Source organism: Paenibacillus sp. 276b (assembly GCF_900107875.1).
Taxonomy (GTDB): domain Bacteria; phylum Bacillota; class Bacilli; order Paenibacillales; family Paenibacillaceae; genus Paenibacillus; species Paenibacillus marchantiae.
In genome coordinates, this window is the sequence record NZ_FNRR01000002.1 from 1000575 (window position 1) to 1015619 (window position 15045).

The 15045-nt window shown below is 45.8% G+C and carries 13 protein-coding genes; 11 read left to right on the top strand and 2 right to left on the bottom strand.

Annotation, left to right across the window (positions count from 1 at the left end; all coding sequences use genetic code 11):
- Nucleotides 1–23 precede the first annotated feature (23 nt).
- The 6 genes from BLV50_RS15605 to BLV50_RS15630 all read left to right on the top strand — a co-directional run bounded on the left by BLV50_RS15605 (nt 24) and on the right by BLV50_RS15630 (nt 6461).
- Nucleotides 24–977: a 4-hydroxy-3-methylbut-2-enyl diphosphate reductase gene (locus tag BLV50_RS15605; RefSeq protein ID WP_072734026.1), complete on the top strand. Its 954-nt coding sequence runs from the start codon at nt 24–26 to the stop codon at nt 975–977.
- Nucleotides 978–1208: 231 nt separating this feature from the next.
- Nucleotides 1209–2273 carry a 3-deoxy-7-phosphoheptulonate synthase gene (aroF, locus tag BLV50_RS15610; protein WP_090808688.1) on the top strand — a complete coding sequence of 355 codons (1065 nt, stop codon included), beginning with the start codon at nt 1209–1211 and terminating at the stop codon, nt 2271–2273.
- A 414-nt stretch (nt 2274–2687) separates the two neighbouring features.
- Nucleotides 2688–4112 (top strand): type I glutamate--ammonia ligase, encoded by a 1425-nt coding sequence (glnA, locus tag BLV50_RS15615; protein WP_063564243.1) that lies wholly within the window; start codon nt 2688–2690, stop codon nt 4110–4112.
- A 212-nt stretch (nt 4113–4324) separates the two neighbouring features.
- Nucleotides 4325–5434 carry a 3-phosphoserine/phosphohydroxythreonine transaminase gene (gene serC, locus BLV50_RS15620; RefSeq protein ID WP_170867852.1) on the top strand — a complete coding sequence of 370 codons (1110 nt, stop codon included), beginning with the start codon at nt 4325–4327 and terminating at the stop codon, nt 5432–5434.
- 137 nt (nt 5435–5571) lie between these two features.
- On the top strand, nt 5572–6036 hold the full coding sequence (gene trmL / locus BLV50_RS15625; protein WP_064639422.1) for a tRNA (uridine(34)/cytosine(34)/5-carboxymethylaminomethyluridine(34)-2'-O)-methyltransferase TrmL: 465 nt from the start codon (nt 5572–5574) through the stop codon (nt 6034–6036).
- 170 nt (nt 6037–6206) lie between these two features.
- Complete coding sequence (locus BLV50_RS15630; protein ID WP_024629045.1) at nt 6207–6461, top strand: AbrB/MazE/SpoVT family DNA-binding domain-containing protein; 255 nt, start codon at nt 6207–6209, stop codon at nt 6459–6461.
- Nucleotides 6462–6555: 94 nt separating this feature from the next.
- On the opposite strand, the gene BLV50_RS15635 is transcribed toward BLV50_RS15630, so the two are convergent.
- Both BLV50_RS15635 and BLV50_RS15640 read right to left on the bottom strand, forming a co-directional pair.
- Nucleotides 6556–6987, bottom strand: coding sequence for a GNAT family N-acetyltransferase (locus BLV50_RS15635; protein WP_072734025.1), 432 nt, complete (start codon nt 6985–6987; stop codon nt 6556–6558).
- On the bottom strand, nt 6984–7901 hold the full coding sequence (locus tag BLV50_RS15640; protein ID WP_090808690.1) for a serine hydrolase domain-containing protein: 918 nt from the start codon (nt 7899–7901) through the stop codon (nt 6984–6986). The genes BLV50_RS15635 and BLV50_RS15640 overlap by 4 nt, the downstream gene beginning before the upstream one ends.
- A 464-nt stretch (nt 7902–8365) precedes the next feature.
- On the opposite strand from BLV50_RS15640, the gene BLV50_RS15645 reads away from it, so the two are divergent.
- The 5 genes from BLV50_RS15645 to bglX all read left to right on the top strand — a co-directional run bounded on the left by BLV50_RS15645 (nt 8366) and on the right by bglX (nt 14975).
- The gene (locus BLV50_RS15645) at nt 8366–9130 is read left to right on the top strand and encodes an alpha/beta hydrolase (RefSeq protein WP_064639416.1); all 765 of its coding nucleotides are present in this window, start codon (nt 8366–8368) and stop codon (nt 9128–9130) included.
- Between the two features lie 11 nt (nt 9131–9141).
- Nucleotides 9142–10101, top strand: coding sequence for an ABC transporter permease (locus tag BLV50_RS15650; protein ID WP_063564249.1), 960 nt, complete (start codon nt 9142–9144; stop codon nt 10099–10101).
- A gap of 18 nt (nt 10102–10119) precedes the next feature.
- Complete coding sequence (locus BLV50_RS15655; RefSeq protein ID WP_063564250.1) at nt 10120–11022, top strand: carbohydrate ABC transporter permease; 903 nt, start codon at nt 10120–10122, stop codon at nt 11020–11022.
- Nucleotides 11023–11076: 54 nt separating this feature from the next.
- Nucleotides 11077–12675, top strand: a complete 1599-nt coding sequence (locus BLV50_RS15660; protein WP_063564251.1) for a type 2 periplasmic-binding domain-containing protein — start codon at nt 11077–11079, stop codon at nt 12673–12675.
- A 134-nt stretch (nt 12676–12809) separates the two neighbouring features.
- Entirely contained in the window at nt 12810–14975 is a 2166-nt protein-coding gene (gene bglX / locus BLV50_RS15665; protein WP_079696556.1) for a beta-glucosidase BglX, read from the top strand.
- Nucleotides 14976–15045 lie beyond the last annotated feature (70 nt).

The following is a 15045-nucleotide window of genomic DNA, read 5'->3' on the forward strand; positions in this document are numbered from 1 at the left end:
GAAAGAAAGCGGGTGGCAACCAAGTGGAAGTACTGCGAATTTCGCCGCGGGGATATTGTTACGGAGTTGTGGATGCGATGGTGCTCGCGCGCCAGGCGGCACGCAATCTGGACCTACCACGGCCTATTTATATATTGGGTATGATTGTGCATAACCAACATGTGACGGACTCTTTTGAAGATGAGGGCATTATTACACTGGACGGACCGAACCGGATTGATATTTTGAGCCAAGTAGAGAGCGGAACAGTGATCTTTACTGCCCATGGTGTATCTCCGGAAGTGCGCAAGATGGCACGTGATAAAGGTCTGACTACAGTGGATGCAACTTGTCCGGATGTAACCAAAACCCATGACCTTATTCGGGAGAAGACGGCTGAAGGATATGACATTATCTATATCGGGAAAAGGAACCATCCAGAGCCTGAAGGTGCGGTTGGTGTTGCACCCAATCATGTTCATCTGATCGAGAAGGAAGAGGAGATTGACGGACTGAACGTACCTCCCGGCAAAATCCTTATTACGAATCAGACAACGATGAGCCAATGGGACATTAAACACATTATGAGCCGTCTTCTGGAGAAGTATCCAGGCGCAGAAATTCATAATGAGATATGCTTGGCTACCCAAGTACGTCAGGAAGCTGTTGCTGAACAGGCAGGGCAAGCCGATCTGGTCATTGTTGTCGGTGATCCTCGCAGTAATAACTCCAACCGACTTGCACAAGTATCGGAGGAAATTGCGGGTGTAACGGCATATCGTGTATCAGATGTGGCTGAGATTCAGCAGGAATGGCTGAAAGGTGTGAATAAGGTGGCGGTTACTTCGGGCGCATCTACACCAACACCGATCACGAAGGAAGTCATCCTGTATCTGGAGCAATATGAACATGACAAGCCGGAAACATGGGAAATCAAGCGTACGGTGAATATGAGCAAGCTATTACCTCCTGTAAGGGAAAAGACTCGTACAACGTAAACAAACATTATTATAAGAATCCTGCAGTACAGAGCCGAAATCCGGTGACTGACTGCAGGATTCTTTTTTTTAAGGGGGATAAGAGTCGGCTTGACTGAAAAGGGTGAATATGTTATATTTACTTTAGTGGATAAAAGCTTAAAAGCGAACAAGCGTTTAAGTGAAGAAGAGTTTTGGAGATTAAATCAGACGCGCTTAGGCGCTCTCATACAAGGAAGGATGGGATTTATAATGATCGTTATTGCAGGTAAAGCTACTCCGGAGGAACATATTCAGGATATCGTCGCTACAATTGAAAAGGAAGGGCTTCAGGTTCATATCTCGCGTGGAGAGGACCGCACCATCATTGGCCTTATTGGTAAAGTAGAGCCGAAAATGGCTGAGCATCTCCGTCAAATGAAAGGTGTGGAGAATGTCGTCAAGATTTCGAAGTCTTACAAATTGGCAAGCCGTGACTTCCATCCTCAAGATACCGTAATCTCCATCAAAGGAGTAGATATTGGCTGCAAAGAACTCGTCGTTATGGGCGGACCTTGTGCGGTTGAATCAGCTGCACAGATTGATGAGATTGCCGGACTGGTTAAGGCTGCTGGTGGACAGGTGCTGCGCGGTGGTGCATTTAAGCCACGTACAGGTCCGTACAGCTTCCAGGGAACGGGTGTTGAAGGTCTGATCATGATGGCTGAAGCAGGCAAGAAACATGACCTGTTGACCATTACAGAAGTCATGACGCCTGAATATGTGGATATTTGTGCCGAGTACGCAGACATTCTGCAAGTAGGTACACGGAACATGCAGAACTTCGATTTGCTGCGCAAATTGGGTGAGTGTGGCAAACCGGTACTGCTGAAACGTGGTTTCAGTGCAACTTATGATGAGCTGTTGAATGCGGCTGAATACATTCTTGCGGGTGGCAACCCGAATGTAATGTTGTGTGAGCGTGGTATTCGTACATTCGAATCCTACACACGCAATACGCTCGACTTGTCGGCCATCCCTGTTCTGCAGTCTCTCAGTCATCTGCCAGTCATTTCGGACCCAAGTCATGGTACGGGTCGCCGTGAGCTGGTTGAACCGATGACGAAGGCTTCTGTTGCTGCTGGTGCTAACGGCCTAATTATCGAAATGCATACGGACCCGGATAATTCCATGACGGGTGACGGCGTGCAATCTTTGTTCCCTGACCAATTTGCCAACCTGCTTCAGGATCTGGAGAAATTGGCACCAATCGTGGGTAAAACATTCAACACAGCCAAACAACCGGCGGAGTTCTTTCCAGCACGAGTAGGCGTATAACTGATCTTCATAGCATAGGTAATATAGTTCATCCGGGCATCTGCCCTGGCTCCGTTCGATGAGAATGAGGCTAGGACAAAATGTCCGGTTTTTATGTTATTTGGAGCCTTGAACGCATTTATTAATCATAGGTGATAAGAAACATTTATGATGTAATGTTATTTCCATAATTTAGGGTAAATATACCCCTGCTTTACCGCATTAAACCAGTTAAATATAGTGTATTTACGTTGTTAAGTGAAATCAATAGGTTTATAAAATGTTAGCATAGCTTACATAGTTGCAAAAAATACCTTACATAAGTATTGACGATGTCACATTTGAGATTTTATAATGACGACAGAAAAAAATTCGAATATGGACATTTTCTTAGCGGGGTTGTTTAATGTTCGGAATATTTGGGAGGACGAATACATGTCGGTTGAAAACGTATTGAAATCAATTCAAGAGAACAACATCGAGTGGGTAGATTTTCGTTTTGTAGATTTATCCGGTCGTGCGCACCACATCTCGTTACCAGCTTCGGCAGTTGACGCAGACACTTTTGTAAATGGAGTAGCCTTTGATGGTTCTTCTATTCAAGGTTTCCGCGGAATTGAAGAGTCCGATATGGTTATGATTCCAGATCCTGAAGCGACTTTTGTCGATCCGTTCACAGCACACCCTACATTGAATGTTATGTGTGATATCTTCACTCCGGATGGCGAGCGTTATGAGCGTGACCCACGCGGTATCGCAGTCAAAGCCGAAGAGTTCCTGAAAGAAAGCGGAGTAGGTACAGCAGCATTTTTCGCACCTGAATCCGAATTCTTCATCTTCGACGATGTACGTTATGAGAGCGGCACGAACAGCTCTTCCTATTTCGTAGATTCCGAAGAAGCTTCTTGGAACACCAACCGTAAGGAAGATGGCGGTAACCTGGGCTTCAAGGTTCGCACTAAAGGCGGATACGTTCCTGTAGCTCCAGTGGATACACAACAAGATATTCGTAGTGAAATGTGTCGCATTTTGGAAGAAGCGGGCCTGTCGATCGAGCGTCATCACCACGAAGTGGCGACAGCTGGTCAAGCCGAAATTAACTTCCGTTTTGATACGTTGAAGAAAACAGCAGATAACCTGCTTGTATACAAATACATCGTGCATAACACTGCACGTCAATATGGTAAAGTAGCAACATTCATGCCAAAACCACTGTTTGGTGACAATGGTAGCGGAATGCACGTTCACCAATCCATCTTCGATGGCGATTCCCCATTGTTCTATGACAAAGCGGGATATGCAAACCTGAGCGAAATGGCTCTGCACTACATCGGAGGCATTTTGTACCACGCACCAGCTCTGATTGCTTTGACTAACCCTAGTACGAACTCATTCAAACGTCTCGTACCTGGTTATGAAGCACCGGTTAACCTGGTTTACTCCAAAGGTAACCGTTCGGCAGCAGTACGTATTCCGGTTGCAGCTGTGACACCAAAAGGTTGTCGTATCGAGTTCCGTACACCGGACTCCACAGCTAACCCTTATCTGGCGTTCGCTGCAATGCTGATGGCGGGTCTGGATGGAATCAAACGCAAAATCAACCCAACTGAGCTTGGATATGGTCCACTCGACAAAAACATCTATGATTTGTCTGATGCAGACAAAGAAAATATCCGCAGTGTGCCAGCTTCCCTGGAAGAAGCGCTTGACGCTCTGGCAGCGGACAACGAATTCTTGACTGAAGGTGGCGTCTTCACGAAAGAATTCATCGAAAACTATATCAACCTCAAACGTGACGAAGCAAAAGCAGTGGCAATTCGCATTCATCCGCATGAGTACAGCCTCTACTTCGACTGCTAATCCAGTCGGAACAGAAACTGTTCCCAATGTAAAGCCTCCGGGACTCGCTCTCGGAGGCTTTTCCTTGAATTGAACGATGTAGTGCATTAACTTTGCAGGGTGATAAAGGAATTTGATAACCCTGATTCGCAGCTTCGGTGCTTATTGCCCTTGAAGCAGATAGGGAATACTGATATCATAGCGATAATATTCACTTCATATGTCAGCTACGGATGGAAAGGGCGGGGGATTTTGTGACAAAGAGAGCGTATAATTTTAATGCAGGACCTGCGGCGTTGCCACTTGAGGTTCTGGAGCGTGCTCAGGCAGAATTTGTTGATTTTCGGAATACAGGGATGTCGATTATGGAGATGTCTCACCGTGGAGCGGTGTACGAATCTGTACATAATGAAGCTCAGGAGCGTTTGTTGTCTCTGCTAGGCAACCCCAAGGGATACAAGGTCCTCTTCCTTCAGGGCGGAGCCAGCACTCAGTTCGCCATGCTGCCGATGAACCTGCTCGGGGAAGGGCAGACAGCCAGTTACGTCATGACAGGCAGCTGGGCCAAGAAGGCACTGTCTGAGGCGAAACTGATTGGGGAGACGCAGGTCGCTGCATCTTCCGAAGCGGATAAATATATGAAATTGCCGGATGTGTCGAATCTTAGCTTCCCGGATCGCACAGCTTATGTTCATTTGACGTCTAACGAAACAATTGAGGGAACTCAATTCAAGTCATTCCCGGATACCGGTTCAGTTCCACTTATTGCCGACATGTCGAGTGACATTTTCTGCAAACCGTTTGACCTTAATCAATTCGGCATGATCTATGCGGGTGCACAGAAGAACCTGGGCCCATCAGGGATTACGGTTGTTATTGCTCGCGAAGAACTGGTTAGTGAATCTCCTAAAACGATTCCGACGATGCTTCGTTATAGTACACATGTGGACAACAATTCTCTCTATAATACACCACCGTCCTTCTCCGTATACATGGTGAATGAGGTTCTGAAATGGATCGAGGAACAAGGCGGATTGGCTGGAATTGAACAGAAGAACGTGAAGAAAGCGGATTTGCTCTATAATGCGATCGATTCCTCCGGAGACTTCTACCGTGGCTGTGTAAATCCGGCAGATCGTTCCCTGATGAATGTGACCTTCCGCTTAGCTAACGAGGACTTGGAGAAACAGTTTATCAAGGCTTCGGAGCAAGAAGGATTTGTTGGTCTGAAAGGGCATCGGAGTGTTGGCGGCCTGCGTGCTTCCATTTACAATGCTGCTCCATATGAAAGTGTTAAAGCACTTACGGACTTCATGAGCCACTTCCAGAAGACAAATGGATAAATAACCTGGCAGCGAGTTGTGAATTCAAGCATTCACACTTGTGCTTTACCAGAGCCTTCCACATTGACGTGTGGAGGGCTTTTCTTTAAGATTAGAGAATTGTCGTTTACATGAAATGAAAAGGAGATTGAACACATATGGCTTTACATATCGTTCTGGTTGAACCGGAGATTCCAGCAAATACGGGCAATATTTCTCGTACATGCGCGGCTACCGGCACACATTTGCATCTCGTGCGTCCACTCGGATTCCGTACGGATGATGCCACACTGAAACGCGCGGGTCTGGATTACTGGCATGCCGTTCATATTGAATATCATGATTCGTTTGCCGAGGTTCAGGAACAGTATCCAGATGGGCGTTTTTTCTACGCAACCACGAAGGCAAAGAACCGTTATAGCGATTTTAAGTTTCAAGATGGAGATTTTCTGGTGTTCGGTAAAGAGACCAAAGGCCTTCCTCCAGAGTTAATTGCTGCTAATCCAGATACTTGTATGAAGATGCCAATGACAGGTGATGTCAGATCATTGAACTTGTCAAACTCAGCAGCAATCATTGTGTATGAGGCTTTGCGTCAACTTAATTTCCCGGGTCTTGATTAATCCAATTCGCGTATAAGTGACGGTTAGAATTCGCTAAAAAAACATTTTTCAAAAAAAAGGACAAAAAATGTTTATTTCCAGCAGGATTCGACAAAATCTTGGCGAATTAATAAACATAGTACAAATGTACCTAGAAATTTAGAGTAAGATAGGAGAGGTGTGCCGTAGCTATGAAGCCAGCTGGAGTCGTTCGCAAAGTTGACCAATTGGGTAGGATCGTATTGCCTAAATCTTTGCGTAAAAGGTATCAAATGAATGAGGGAGATCCTGTAGAGATCTTAGTACAAGGGGACCATATCATTCTGGAGAGATACCGTCCAAAATGTATTTTTTGTGGATCGATGGAAGAAGTCAATGAGTTCAAAGAGCGTTACATATGCGCACAATGTTTAGATGAAATGACCCAGCTTCCACAGCACGGGTAAAATAAAAAGTATCATGGCCTCTAAAGGTCATGATACTTTTTTTGTGTGGAAAAATCATGTCCACTTCCAATTTACCGGGATCAAACGAATGGATTCAGCTATTCGTGTTGTATTCCATCACCCAATATTTCTCCCCGGGTGTACCTTCTTCAATGACTTTTTTCCAACCCTGTCGTTCGTAAAAGCCAATTGCTTTATGATTATCAGATACACATTTCAATCGAACAGGCTGCTGCATAAGTGAAATTGACGCATCAAGTAAGCGTGAACCTGTACCCCCGCCGATAAAACCGGGATGGATAAACAGAAGGTGAATAAAGTTCTCGGGAAGATATAGCGAAGCGAAGCCGAGAAGCTGTCCTTCTTCATTTTCAGCCACGAGGATATATTCTTCAACGGTGTCTGTATCAAAATCCTGTAGGGACAGCTCTTCCGGCTTAGCCCAGTGGAACCGGGCACGTCGCGACTCGAGATAGATGATTCTCAACTCCGCATAATCTGCCTGAGTGGCTGCTCGTATAATCAAATGATCCCCTCCAGAATAGGCAATATATCTGACCATACATGATCAAGAATGGCTTGCATATTTTGTTCATCACTATTGATGGCAACGACGGACTCCAGCTCCGGTAGGACAACACATAGTTGACCATTGGCGCCATCAGCACGGTAAGCGTTATGGGAACATCTCCAGAATTGATATCCATAACCTTGTCCCCAGTCGCCGTCTCCTGGTGTAGGGATCTGTTGTGTTGTCGCTAATCGGATCCATTCCGCAGGAATGAGCTGCTCGCCGTTCCAGTGGCCCTCCTGAAGCAACAGTTGACCGAACCTGCCTAATTCCTCATTGGTGAGTTGCAGGCCCGCACAGCCCAATGTAATGCCTAAGGGAGAAGTCTCCCACTCTACATTCGTAATGCCCAGTGGCTCGAATAGCCGGGGAGTCAGATAGTCCTTAACGGTTTGACCAGAGGCAGCCTGGAACATGGCGGAGATCATAAACGTATCTGCACTGCTGTATGTAAACGTTTCACCAGGAACTCTGTTCAAAGGAAGGGACATGTAATATTTCGCCCAATCTTTCTCAGGAAGGGTGGCTCGCTCTTCTGCCCATAACACAGGTACGTCATGCCCCGATGACATTCGCAGCAAATCGTACAGGGTGAGGTCCGCAGGAGGGAAGGCTGTTAAATGGGAAGCAGGTGTTGGTGATGTGAAATAGTCTCCTAGTCTGGATTCAAGTGTAAGTGTGCCCGCATCCAAAGCAAGTCCAATCGCCATGCAGGTGAACGATTTGCTGACAGAATGCTGTAAGCGGCGCATATCGCTGGTGCGATCCCACGCTCCGATTGTAACCCCTTTCTGCAATACCCGAACAGAATGAACGTTTAACTGCTGCTCATCTATATGATGAACAAAAGAATTAATAATACTAGACATCTTAACATCCTTTCTAAAAAAGAAGAATTTTAACTGTTGGTGAAACGTTTCCGCAATCTGGATCAAAAATTAGAACTTATGTTAGTACAAACGAAGTTCAATGTCAATGAATAGGTGCAAACGGTTACTTAAAGGAAATTGTTTCAAATTAAAAGTGCCTTTTGACGCAAATTTTATCACGGAAAATCAGTTTTTTGAGAAAAAAGCGCGAAATTTGTAAAAAGGTTATTGACAGGGTTTGTACTTCGGGATTATGATTTATTCGAAACGATTCGAAGAAATCGCTTCCACGTAAAATGTGTTGTAATCAAGTCCAAGTAAATCAACGTTGGCTATGTTTTGAAACGATTCGAGAAAATCGTTTCGATAACCGAGCGAAATACGGGGGAATCACTGGAAGTTGCAACAAAAAGGCAGAGAAACAGAAGTTTACAGACAGCAGCCGACGATGAGAGGGGTTACATATGGCGCATATAACGATCGAAACCGGATCGCCTACGTTATGCATGAATACAAGCATACATGTAGTGTCCAGTGACTCCGGAGACACTTCAGGCGGTACGCTATATTTGCTGCATGGGGCAGGCGATAACGCAAGTACATGGCAACGTTTGACTACAATTGAAATGTATGCGCAACAATATGGCTGTACCATCATTATGCCGGAAGCGAACCGAAGCTATTACACCGATATGGAATACGGCCTGAATTACTTCCATTACATCACTCAGGAGCTGCCTGAATTCTGCAGGCGTCAGCTCAATCTCAATACAGACCCGGCAAAGACTTTCGTAGCCGGTCTATCCATGGGTGGGTACGGTGCATTGAAATGTGCACTGACATATCCCGAGAGGTACCGCAAAGCGGTGTCCTTATCAGGTGTAACTGATATTCAGACCCGGCTTCACGATCCGGAGATGCCATCAGGCATGATCAAGGAAATGAAAGCGGTTTTTGGAGAACGGTTACAGGTAAAACCTGATCAGGACCTGTACGCACTGTCTGCCAAGCTGTTGAAGCAAGGTGGAGATTTACCGGATATTCTGAGTTGTTGTGGTGACATTGATCCGTTTGTGGATATGAATCGCAAATTCGCGGAATACATGCAGGAAACGGATTTTGAGTTTCGGTATGTGGAGACACCGGGTACCCATGAATGGAGATTCTGGGAGCAACACCTGAGAACAATGTTTGATTTTCTGTATAACGACAAGACCAAAGTAGAGTGAGGAGATGCAATTTGAAACCTGCAGCCGAAGGACCTAGCAAAAAGCTGAAGGGAAACTTGAAAGGCAATTCGCTCTGGAGTGAAATCTGGAAGCACAGAATGACGTACACCCTGCTTATTCCAGGGCTCGTCTGGCTGATCCTGTTTGCCTACATGCCAATGGGTGGCCTGTCTCTTGCGTTTAAAGACTACAAGGCAAACCTGGGGATCTGGGGAAGCCCATGGAGCGGATTTGAGAATTTCAAATACGTTTTCCGGGATCCAACCTTTATTGACGCGGTATGGCGGACGCTGTACATCAACATTCTAAAACTGATTATTCAGTTCCCGTTCCCGATTATTCTTGCCCTGTTGTTGAATGAATTGCGGATGCGCAGAGGGAAAAAGTGGTTCCAGACGGTTCTTACGTTCCCTCACTTCCTTTCATGGATCATCGTATCCGGGGTAGTCATCAACGTCTTGGCTTATGACGGACTGGTAAACAGCGCACTTGGTTTGCTTGGATTGCCAACCATTAACTTCCTTGGTTCCGAGTCTAACTTTGTACCGATGCTGCTGTTGACGGATATTTGGAAATCAAGCGGATGGGGTGCGATTATCTTCCTGGCAGCCATTTCCGGTATCGATCAGGATCAGTATGAATCGGCGCAGATTGACGGTGCTTCCCGTATGCAGCAAATGTTCAAGATTACATTGCCAAACATTCTTCCAACAATCACCGTCATGTTCATTCTGTCGGTTGGTGGATTGATGTCTTCCGGTTTCGACCAGATCTTCAACTTGGCAAATGCCGCAACTAAAAATGTATCGGAAGTATTGGATGTATATATCTATCGGATTACGTTCCAGTCCTCAACGGACTTCTCATTCTCGACAGCGGTCAGCTTGTTCCGTTCCCTCGTGAATATGGTCTTGCTGCTTCTCGCAGACAGATTTGCCAAGTGGCTTGGCGGAGACGGTTTGTTCCGATAAGAGAGGAGGAAAAATGAAATGAGTAAGAAGTCTAACAAAAAACCGAGAATTGGTACAGAAAAAATGACATTTCTCGATTACATTATTTTCGCCATTTTACTTGTGCTTGCTCTGATGATTCTGATTCCGTTCTGGAATGTCATTATGATCTCGTTCGCAACACAAAAAGAATATGCTGACAATCCATTTTTGATGTTCCCTAAAGAATGGACATTGGATTCCTATAAGGCGTTGTTCGCTGACGGAACGATTCTGTCGGGGTACAAAAATACAATTATTTTGCTAGTCATCGGTTTGCCACTCAGCTTGTTCCTGACAACAAGCATGGCATATGGCCTTAGTCGCAACAAATTTCCGTTCAAGAAATTTCTCTTTTTCTTAGTACTGTTCACCATGATCTTTAATGGTGGTATTGTACCGCTGTACCTGATCATGAAATCACTTCACCTTACAGGTACGCTGTGGTCCGTTATCCTGGCGGGAAGCTTCAGTGCTTTCAACATGATTCTGATGATGAACTACTTCTATACCTTGCCTGAATCGCTGATGGAATCGGCGAGATTGGATGGAGCAGGAGAGTGGAGAATTCTGTTCTCAGTTGTTCTTCCGCTGGCTACACCAATTATGGCTACAATCACGTTGTTCTACGGTGTGGCGTACTGGAACAGTTGGTATGATGCGATGATATTCCTTCGAAAAGCGGATCAGTTACCGCTCCAGAATGTACTCAGAAACATTATCGTCACATCCCAGACGAACGCATCCAATGCATCCAGTGTGGATGCTGCCCAAGCAAGCAATTTCTCAATGGGTATGAAGATGGCGGCAGTATTTGTCACCATGGTACCAATTATGTGTTTCTTCCCAATGCTGCAAAAACACTTTGCCAAAGGGGTATTAACAGGGGCTATCAAGACCTGATTATACGTATAGGATTTTGCATTAAAATTCTACTAAAAAACATGGGGGTAAAACATGAAAACGAACAAAAAGTTGTCAGTAAGAGCTCTCTTTGCCATCACGCTTAGTGTAGTTATGCTGATGGTGACCGCTTGTTCCAGCCAAGGAGCTTCAGGTGGTAACGAAAAAGATGCAGAGGGAAATTACAAAGACAACCTGACCATCTCAGTAGCTAACCTGACAGAAATTAAAAACGGGAACTTGGATAATGACTTCCACAAGTTCTGGACAGACAAGTTCAATGTAACATGGGATTACAACTATATCGATTGGGATTCATGGGGCGAGAAGCTTCGTCTGTGGATCAACTCTGGCGATTTGCCGGATGTAGCAGTATGGAACTACGTGCATGGCGATGCCATGAACAGTATTGATCAAGGCCTGTTCTACAAATTCCCGGATGACTGGAAAGAACGCTGGCCTAACGTGGCAGCAGCCTACAAGTTGACCGGTCTTGGAGACAAGCTGGAAGAACTGACGGGTGGAACATACGTCCTGCCAAGACCAATCTATTTCGAGAACAAACCTGCTGACCCATTGACGAACCAAATTGGTGTTATTGCGCTTCGCAAAGACTGGGCTGAAGCGGTTGGTTTCGAACTGAAAGATGCATATACAACTACTGAATTGAATGAATACGCTGAGCTTGTGAAAGAAAAAGATCCAGGCAAAGTGGGCAACAAACTTGTACCTCTGTCCTACAATGCGGCAGATGCCATGACGAATATCATTATGCCGAACAGTGTGCATGCCATGACTGACTCTCCGTTCTATAAAGGAGAAGATGGACAGTTCCACTGGGGACCATCAGATCCTGAAACTCTGACAGGACTTAAATTGATGCAAAAAGCCTACAAAGATGGCTTGCTCAATCCTGAGTTCTACACATGGAAAAACAATGAAGGTCAAAACAACTTCAAAGTAACAGGTACAGCTGCAGTAACAAGTCTGGGCGGACTGGCTTCGTACAGACAAGGTCTGGATTCCGATATGAGAAAGAATCTGGGTGTAGATAGTGATGACCTGGTACACACAGCAATCGTATTGGGTGATGATGGGAAATACCGCAACATGGAGCAAGCGAACTTCTGGTCTGCATTGATCTTCAATCCGAACATCAGTGACGAGAAATTCGAACGGATCATGGATCTGATCGACTACTCGACTACCAAAGAAGGACAACTGCTCATCAACATGGGCTTCGAAGGTAAAGATTGGAAATATGATGAAAACAAAGAACTGGTTAGCTTGCTGCCAGAAGGAACTGTTCTGGAAGACAAATACCCAGCACGTTTCGAAGGTCTGTACCTGCTGGGTGACGACTTTAGTGTTGTAAACCCTGCAATTAAAAAGGATTACCGTGATAGAGCTGTGAAGCTGTTCGAGGAAAAAGCAAAACTCGGTACAGAAGGTCAGTCACTCGCAACATACGACTGGGATATCAACCTGTACGATTCCAAAGCTAAAAGTCAGGCTTCATTCGACTACCAGAATGAATATGCCAACTTGATCCTCAAAAATGGAGATCTTGAAGCGAACTGGAAAGAATGGGTAAACAGTAAAATGTCCCTGGTTCAACCTTATCTGGATGAACTGAACAAAGAATTCAAGTAATCATTCAGTAATTAGCAAGATGGGATATGACAGGTGTGTTCTGTCTGTCCCATCCAATCGAACCCGGTGCGCGGTCTCTCCCCGAACGCAGCCGGGTTCTTTATTTCAACAACATGTAGTGGAGGATAATGTCTATGAATAACGAGCAGTTGCTAGACCTTGTAAACCAAATGACCCTGGAAGAAAAAACGGCCCAGCTGCTTCAGCTGACCGCTAACTTTTATGAAGGAACCAATGTTGAAGGTCAGATCACAGGTCCAATGGAAGAGATGGGAATCACGGAGCAGTCCGTGGATGCCAGTGGCTCCATTCTGGGATTGTCTGGTGCACAGGCCATTATAGATGTACAGCAAGCTTACCTGAAAAAAAGCCGTCTCGGCATTCCGCTCTTGTTCATGGCGGACGTCGTGCATGGTTTTAAGACCATTTTCCCCATCCCGCTAGCCATTGGCTGTTCATGGGACACCGAACTGGCTGAGAAAAGTGCTGAGATTTCAGCACGTGAATCCGCCGTATCTGGCCTCCATGTCACTTTTGCACCGATGGTCGATCTTGTTCGTGATCCGCGTTGGGGTCGAGTAATGGAGACGACAGGCGAAGATCCTTATTTGAACAGTCTGTTCTCTGCGGCATTTGTACGTGGATATCAGGGCGACAGTTTGAAGGATGAGCCGGATCGTCTGGCGGCTTGTGTAAAACACTTTGCAGCATATGGGGCAGCAGAAGGTGGTCGTGATTACAACACGGTCGACATGTCTGAACGCAACTTGCGTGAGTACTATTTACCGGCTTACAAGGCAGCACTGGATGCAGGCGTCGAAATGGTTATGGCTTCATTCAATACTGTAGAGGGTATTCCAGCGAGCGGAAATGAGAAGCTCATGCGTGACATCTTGCGTGACGAGTGGGGCTTTGATGGTGTATTGATCTCGGATTGGGCTTCCATTCGCGAGATGATTGCTCATGGCGCAGCTGAAGATGATCGTGAAGCTGCATACCGCGCCATTCGTGCAGGAGTGGACATCGAGATGATGACACCTTGTTATGTTCATCATCTGCCAGAGTTGATCAAGAACGGAGAAGTGGAAGAAAAGCTTATTGATGAAGCGGTGCTGCGTATTCTGCAACTGAAAGAAAAGCTGGGATTGTTCGATAATCCACTGCGTGCAGCGGATCCGGAGCGTGAGCGCGAGATCGTGTTCTCGAAAGAACATCGTCAGGTATCGTATGAGCTTGCAACCAAATCTGCTGTATTGTTGAAAAATGATAATGACGTTCTTCCACTCAAGCCAGAAGCCAATGTAGCGTTAATTGGACCTTTTGCCCAAAGTGAAGACATTCTCGGATGGTGGTCCTGTGAAGGTGTCAAAGAAGATGCCGTTAAACTCGGAACTGCTTTGCAGGAACGTCTTACTGCCGGGAAAGTTCATATTGCTCAAGGCAGCAACGTTCACACGATCACCGCTGAACAGATTGCTGAAGCGCTTGAAGTAGCAAGCAAAGCCGATCTGATCGTGCTTGCACTTGGTGAAGATTCCGAAATGAGTGGTGAAGGTGGATCGCGTACGGATATTCGTTTGCCAGCAGCTCAACTGGAATTGGTTAAACAGCTCAAAGCAGCCGGCAAACCAATCGCCAGCGTTATTTTCAACGGTCGCCCTCTGGACTTACATGGTGTATTTGAAGAATCCGATGCTGTGCTTGAAGCGTGGTTCCCGGGCAGTGAGGGTGGAGCGGCCATTGCCGATGTATTGACAGGTGTGGTGAATCCATCTGCGCGTCTGACGATGTCCTTCCCGCAATCTGTAGGTCAGATACCGGTATATTACAATCATTTTAATACAGGACGTCCACTCAATCCGCAAAAGACGGAAGAGCGTTATGTTTCCAAATATATTGATAGTCCGAATGATCCGCTGCTTCCGTTTGGCTACGGCTTGTCATACACCTCGTTTGAGTATGGTGACCTGGAAGTTTCAAGCAATGAAATGACTGCTGATCAACCTCTGACAATCCAAGTGCGTGTAACCAATGCTGGCGAACGTGCTGGCGTAGAGACGGTTCAGTTGTACGTACGTGATGTCACTGGTGAAGTTGTACGTCCAATGCGTGAGCTGAAAGGGTATGTCAAGCTGTCACTCGCACCGGGTGAAAGTGGTACGGCTGCATTTACATTAAACGAAGAACAGCTTCGTTATCATCATTCCGATTTGAGTCATCGCAGTGATAAGGGAACATTCCACATTTTCGTAGGGCCGAATAGCCGCGATACATTGGAGAGCACGTTCAAGCTGGTGTAATGGGATACACCTCATATCGATGAATGATTGAACTCATCATACAAAAGCAGCAAATCTGCACTGCCTTCTT